The following is a 5881-nucleotide window of genomic DNA, read 5'->3' as shown; positions in this document are numbered from 1 at the left end:
GGCGACACCGCCACCCTCCGCGACGACCGCGGCCGCACCGTCGACACCGACACCTGGGGCCGCCGCCGCTAACCACGCCACGGCCCGCCGCCCGTAAACAGACGGCAGCCGAACCCGCGTGAAGACCATGTGCCGGGCGGCCCGAAGCTGCCCGGCACACCCATGCCCGGTCGCTCTCGGAGACTTGGAATCCGGCGTGGCCGGGGCTCGCCGTCCTCACTCCGCTACGTGTCATCCCACCCGAGCTGGAGCACCGGTAAGGGATCTGCGGTTACCCAGGTACGGAACTCCCTCGCCCTTACGGTGCCGTGGCCGGCCTACTGCCACAGCGGCGCGCAGATCCGACGTCGCTGCCGTGCACGCCACCTCCGTTGCAGGCGTGCTGGTGGCGGAGCATCGGTCGGGTGCCTTGGGCATCTGTCCGGGAGTCAGACTGGTCAGCCGTTCCGTCTTCCGTTCTCCTGCCCGCGTTCCGCCGGTGCCGCCACGTGGGGAGAGCTGGCCGACGCGTTGGTGGAGCTCGCGGACGCCGACGCACGCAGAGGGGTTCATCCCCACGTGTGCGGGGAGCAGGCTGCGTCTAGGACCTTCTTCGAGGTCAGCGGCGGGCCATCCCCGCGTGTGCGGGGAGCAGCATACGTCGGGGTCGAGGTCGACCATTTCGGCGGGGTCATCCCCAGGTGTGCGGGGAGCAGAAGCTCGCCTTCACCGGCTGGGAGAGGGCCGAGGGGTCATCCCCACGTGTGCGGGGAGGAGTCCTCGCCGTCCCCGATCCCCGCGGCCGTGGCGGGGTCATCCCCACGTGTGCGGGGAGGAGGACGAACAGCCACGGGGCGGCGTCGGGGCCGGGGGGTCATCCCCACGTGTGCGGGGAGGAGGCTTGCTGAGCTGCGACGATATCTGGCTCAGCCGCCGTTCTGAAGTACTTCCGTTGAATCCGACATACGGGGTGAGTGGTGCATTCAAGCGGCGGACGTCAAGACTTGGCGCCCCGACGAAGATTCACAGCGCCCTGCCTGGAATGAGCGCGGCCCTCTGCCGGGGAGTCGCCCGTGTCCCGAACACCGACACATGGTGCAGTCCCGCGAGGTAGGTGGGTGACGAACGTGCCGTAGCGTCCGGCCAGGCCGCGCCACTGGTTGAGCCTTCCACGAGCGCGAGCGTCCTCACTGCCGCAGTCCCGGACGGCGCCCGATCGCCAGGTCGGTAGGGACGTACGCCCGGGGCAGGACCCGCCTCGGAGCCTGCACCTGCTGCGTGGGGCCCACTTCCGTTCCTGGGTGATCGACCGGTGGGCGGCCGCGTCCAGCATTGTCCGCGGCACCGGGGTGCCCGCGCATTGCGCGGCGGACAGGAGCGCAGCCGCGCCCTTCTGCTTCGCGCCCTTCACCGACGCGTAGGCCTCTGTCAGTGACTCGACCTGACGCGAGTGGACGGGGTAGAAGCGCCGGTTCTTGTCGAGAGAGGGGGGCCGGTGCTCCCACCACTCCCGCCGCCGGGCTACGCACGGGTCCGCCAGGGCAGGGCGGTGAAGATGCCGTCACCTGATCCCCACCCCGCAGTGGTGATCTCCCGTACCAGCACGGTGCGCTTGGGACAGTTGCTGTTCGGTCCGACGTGGATACCCAAGCAACCACCAGGAGTGCCCAGGCCGGCCGCCGACATCGTGGCCGATACCGGAGAGCGGGATCCCTTGCGGCGACGGTATACCGGCTCTCCGCCACCGGCTGGCAGATGGCGGGCGCCGCCCCATGGCTCGTCGTACGGGCTGAAGCCGGCCTGGTAACCAACGCTGACGCCGGAGTCAGGAACCCAGATGGGTGAGCCCCTCACCGGCCACACCGACTGGATATGGGCGTTGGCGGTGTTCACTTCGCCTGGCGGCACCCCCCGCCTCGCTTCCGCCGGCAACGACAAGACTGTGCGGATCTGGGACCCAGAGTCAGGGACCCAGATAGGTGAGCCCTTCACCGGCCACACCGGCGAGGTGTGGGCCTTGGCGGTGTTCACTTCGCCCCGCGGCACCCCCTACCTTGCTTCAGCAAGCCTTGACGAGACCGTGCGTATCTGGAACCTGAACACCCGGACAGAGCACGTACTTCGCCGACAGACCAAGCCCATGCACTAACGGAACACCACGGCCTTCTCATCGTAGGCACTGCGTCGGGTCACCTCGTGTACGACATCTCATCCATACCAACCTCAGAACTTGATGGGTCTGTCCAGTAAACCTAGTTGTTCACTCCGACGGTCGACCGTTACAGCCAGATCGCGGTCCGCACGAACCGGTACTCGGTGCCGGTCCGGCTGATCGGCAAGCGGGTCCGGGTCGTGCTGCACGCCTCTCACCTGGTGGTTTACAACCGGAACGTGGAAGTGGCCCGGCACGAGCGGCTGATCGCGAAGGGTGGCTGCCCCCTGGATCTGGACCACTACCTGGAGGCCCTGATCCGCACGCCTGGCGCGTTCCCCGGTGCCACCGCGCTTGAACAGGCTCGCTCGGCGGGCAAGTTCACCCCGGTCCATGACGCCTGGTGGGCCGCGGCGGTCAAGGCCCACGGGGACACGGCCGGGACGAGGGTGCTGATCGAGGTGCTGCTGCCGGCCCGCCACCTGCCGCACGCGCACCTGGTCGCCGGTCTCGCGATGGCCTTGCGGGCGGGAGCCCTGACCGCGGACGCGGTCGCGCTGGAGGCCCGCAAGATCGCCCAGGCCGAGGACGAGCCGGCCGGCACCTCGGGCGCGGCCACCGTGACGATCCGCTCGGCCGTCCAGTACTGCTCTTCCGCGGTCGAGGCCGGGGGAGCAGGTGGTGAGATGCGGGTGGCTGCGGAGGGAGCGGGGAGCAGATCGGATACCGGTGGTGCGGTCTGAGGGGGAAGCGGTGAGGTGGAGGACGTGGAGCCCGAGCGGGGTAAGCCTGTCGGGCTGGGCGTGGGGAACGATGACGAGGATGGAGCCGAGGGCGAGGAAGGCGCCGTGCCGGCCGGAGAGGGGCGGTCGACGCCGCCAGGGCAACGGGGGCGGTGAGGAGCACGGTGCTGGTGCCGAGCGCGAGTGCGGTCAACCATTTTGATCTCAATGACATGCTTTCTGAGTGCGGTGATGACGTCTGACATCGCAGTGCGTTGGCGCGTCAGTTCGATGAAGGAGGCAGAGTAGGCAATGGTGTGAAAGATCGTCAGCGACTCAAGATGGGCGATAAATGAAGCGATTACGGGCATGGATTGGCGCGGCAGTTCTGACGGTTCCGCTGTTGATGACACTCGGAACGCAGGGCGTGCAGGCGGCTCCGCTTGAGGATGTGCCGCTGCCGCTTCAACGTGACGCCGAGCAGTCGGTTCGGCCTGGAGAGCGGGTGAGCGTCTCGGTGGGCCTGCAGGACTCCATCGACAATGGCGACACGGTCTTCTCTCCAGCGTTCATCGCGGATGGTCGGATGAGGATGAACGATCCGCACGTCGCCGCGGTCATGACGATCTCCTGCACCGCCGTGCCCGGCTCCTACGAGGTGCGCATCGGGTCGGGTGGGGACCGGAACCCCTCCGAGGTCGGGTCGCTCTGGGGGAGTGTCCGGGTGGCTCCGGCCGAGGAGGCGGAGCGTGCGGCCTGCGCCCGGCGGGTGTCCGAACTGCCACCCGAGCCGCAGGAGGAGCGTTGGCCCGCGAATGTGGAGTGGCCCGGGAGCCCGTGGGACGTGAGGTCGGTGCGGGCCGGCGGGGAGATGAAGGCCACCGACGGCCTGGAGATGGTCGGCGACGGAGAGGTCACGTTGACCTCGTCGGCGTTCACGCGCCCCGTGGTCATGCACGGAGCGAGGATGGTCTCCGCGACCGTCCGCATCAGGTGCGACGCGACCCCGGGTATCCACACCGTGGTCTGGCGACAGAAGGCGAAGGTGGGGTCAAAGGTCTGGGCTCGGCTGCGGGTCGAACCCGCGGCCTCTGACTGCCACGACCCTGCCCCCACGCTGGCCGACAGGATCAAGAGCCCGACTTCCTGGCTGGCGGCTGCGGGCATCTGTGCCGCCGCGCTCGCTGTAAGGGCATACGTCCTGAAGCGCAGGCGGCGTGCCTACTCTCTCCTGTGATGACGACTCCGCGCTCTCCGGAATGAGGGGTGGACTCGGTCCGACTGACCCGGGAAAGCGTTCCGGTTCTCCGTCCCAAAGCCACGAGAGGGACGGGCGGTTCTCTTTCTGGAGCACGTGGGGCGACCATGTGGATGCGGCGTCCGCCATGGCTGAAACGATTCCGGAAATGACTTGAAACACGGACCCGTGTGTGTCTGACGCTTCGATATGCAAGCCGGGCAAGAAAAGGGTAAGTCCCTTCGCGGGGGCCGAGCGGGCAGGAACGTAGGCACCGAGTTCGTCAACGTCGCGTTCTGGCCGCCGGCCCCGGGCAAAGAAGGCAACCTCTACCCCACGGCTACTGAGACGTCGTTTCTTATGGCGGTGTTTACAGCTCTTGTTGGCGGAGGGGTGGGCGTGGGCTGTGCTGGGCTCCTGGTAGAACCGGCGTATGACATACAGGTTCACAGCCCGTGCGGTGGCTGCCGAGGTCGACGTTGACGGCGAGATGCAGGCCGGCGTGGCGGAGGAGGATGACGGCTTCTTCCTGCTGTTCACGCGCCCTATCGGTGAGCCGTCCGCGCAGGACATCTCACTCGGGCTCGACACGTACTGCGTGATGACCCCGGACCAGTGCACGGCCTATGGCTGTGTCCGCGAGGTGGCTCTGACAGGCAACCTGCTCAAGGTGTCGCTGGACCCCGGTTGTCTGGATGACTTGGAGTTGGAGGACGCGGAGATCGAGGCGGTCCTCGACGTGCCGGCCGAAGGCATTGAGGAGATACGCGAGGTACTTGCGAAGGTGCTGACCTTCGGACGCGAGGAGGCCCGGTCTCGTCTCAGTGGTTTCTCGGTGTGATCGGCCTATCGAGGCGGCGGTATCCGATCAGGAGAGCTGCGATGCCGACGAAGGCGGGGAAGTGTTCGGCCTTGCGTTCGTAGCAGCGGTGGAGGCGCCGGCAGCCGGCCAGCCAGGACACGGTTCTCTCGACCACCCAGCGGTGACGCCCCAGACGCTGCGAGGACTCGATTCCTCTGCGGGCGATGCGGTGCCGGATGCCACGTTCGCGGAGCCATCGGCGCAGGTGGTCACAGTTGTAGCCCTTGTCTCCACGGAGCTTGGCGGGGCGCCGTGGACGAGGTCCTCGCCGGGACCGGATCGGTGGGATGCCCCGCACGAGCGGTTCAAGGCCGAGGCTGTCGTGCATGTTCGCGCCAGAAATGCCCAGCGAGAGTGGCAGTCCGTTCCGGTCGGTGATCAAGTGGATTTTCGATCCAAGCCTTGCCTCGGTCGGTCGGATCCGGTCCCGTCAAAGGCCCCCTTTTGCAGCCCGCATGCTGACCGAGTTGAGCGCGCACCGCGACCAGTCCAGCTCACCGCGGGCGCCGAGTTCGTCGAGGATGACGCGGTGCAGCCTCGCCCGAACACGGGCCCGGCTCCACTGGGCGAAGCATCGGTAGACCGTCTGCCGGCTCGGGCCGAACACCGGCGGCAGTTGTCGCCAGGTGCAGCCCGAGGTCGCCACGAAGATGATCGCGGCCAGGGCCTCGCGGTCGCCCGCACGCCGACGGCCACCACCCTGCGGACGTACGCCCTCCGTCGGCGGCACCACCCGCCGGAACAGCACCCACAACTCATCCGGCACCAGCCGCTCAACCAGATCCGTCATGCACGGTTCAATGAACGATTAAGCCATAAGAACCGACGTCTTAAGGCCGGGGGAGGCGTGGACGGGGCGCCGCGGCGTCCGGCTCGCTCTTTGGCCGCCGAGTCGAGCTGCTTCTGCCGGATGGTGAGCTCCCGGGTGC

At 67.9% G+C, this 5881-nt stretch carries 5 protein-coding genes, 1 pseudogene and 1 CRISPR repeat array; of the genes and pseudogenes, 4 read left to right on the top strand and 2 right to left on the bottom strand.

Annotation, left to right across the window (positions count from 1 at the left end):
• Positions 1-544: 544 nt before the first annotated feature.
• Positions 545-878: a CRISPR direct-repeat array (repeat unit 29 nt; unit sequence GGGGTCATCCCCACGTGTGCGGGGAGGAG).
• Between the two features lie 622 nt (positions 879-1500).
• Positions 1501-1629, bottom strand: coding sequence for a hypothetical protein (locus ACFYW3_RS39065; protein ID WP_389389040.1), 129 nt, complete (start codon positions 1627-1629; stop codon positions 1501-1503).
• 187 nt (positions 1630-1816) lie between these two features.
• On the opposite strand from ACFYW3_RS39065, the gene ACFYW3_RS39060 reads away from it, so the two are divergent.
• The 4 genes from ACFYW3_RS39060 to ACFYW3_RS39045 all read left to right on the top strand — a co-directional run bounded on the left by ACFYW3_RS39060 (position 1817) and on the right by ACFYW3_RS39045 (position 4931).
• Positions 1817-2128 carry a WD40 repeat domain-containing protein gene (locus ACFYW3_RS39060; protein ID WP_389389039.1) on the top strand — a complete coding sequence of 104 codons (312 nt, stop codon included), beginning with the start codon at positions 1817-1819 and terminating at the stop codon, positions 2126-2128.
• Between the two features lie 107 nt (positions 2129-2235).
• Positions 2236-2874 (top strand): hypothetical protein, encoded by a 639-nt coding sequence (locus ACFYW3_RS39055; protein ID WP_389389038.1) that lies wholly within the window; start codon positions 2236-2238, stop codon positions 2872-2874.
• A gap of 331 nt (positions 2875-3205) precedes the next feature.
• Positions 3206-4090: a hypothetical protein gene (locus ACFYW3_RS39050; protein WP_389389037.1), complete on the top strand. Its 885-nt coding sequence runs from the start codon at positions 3206-3208 to the stop codon at positions 4088-4090.
• Positions 4091-4523: 433 nt separating this feature from the next.
• Positions 4524-4931 (top strand): Imm10 family immunity protein, encoded by a 408-nt coding sequence (locus ACFYW3_RS39045; RefSeq protein ID WP_389389036.1) that lies wholly within the window; start codon positions 4524-4526, stop codon positions 4929-4931.
• Here ACFYW3_RS39045 and ACFYW3_RS39040 read toward each other — a convergent pair.
• Positions 4912-5742, bottom strand: a pseudogene (locus ACFYW3_RS39040) (IS5 family transposase). The gene ACFYW3_RS39045 and the pseudogene ACFYW3_RS39040 sit on opposite strands and share 20 nt — an antisense overlap.
• Positions 5743-5881: the final 139 nt, after the last annotated feature.

This window comes from Streptomyces sp. NPDC002602 (genome assembly GCF_042889445.1).
Taxonomy (GTDB): domain Bacteria; phylum Actinomycetota; class Actinomycetes; order Streptomycetales; family Streptomycetaceae; genus Streptomyces.
Note: the sequence above shows the minus strand (reverse complement) of the source record. Positions and strands in the feature narration are given on the sequence as shown.

Bases quoted from the DNA above. Each gene is read 5' to 3' on its own strand.
- ACFYW3_RS39060 (WP_389389039.1), top strand. From the start codon at position 1,817: ATGGGTGAGCCCCTCACCGGCCACACCGACTGGATATGGGCGTTGGCG.
- ACFYW3_RS39050 (WP_389389037.1), top strand. From the start codon at position 3,206: ATGAAGCGATTACGGGCATGGATTGGCGCGGCAGTTCTGACGGTTCCG.
- ACFYW3_RS39045 (WP_389389036.1), top strand. From the start codon at position 4,524: ATGACATACAGGTTCACAGCCCGTGCGGTGGCTGCCGAGGTCGACGTT.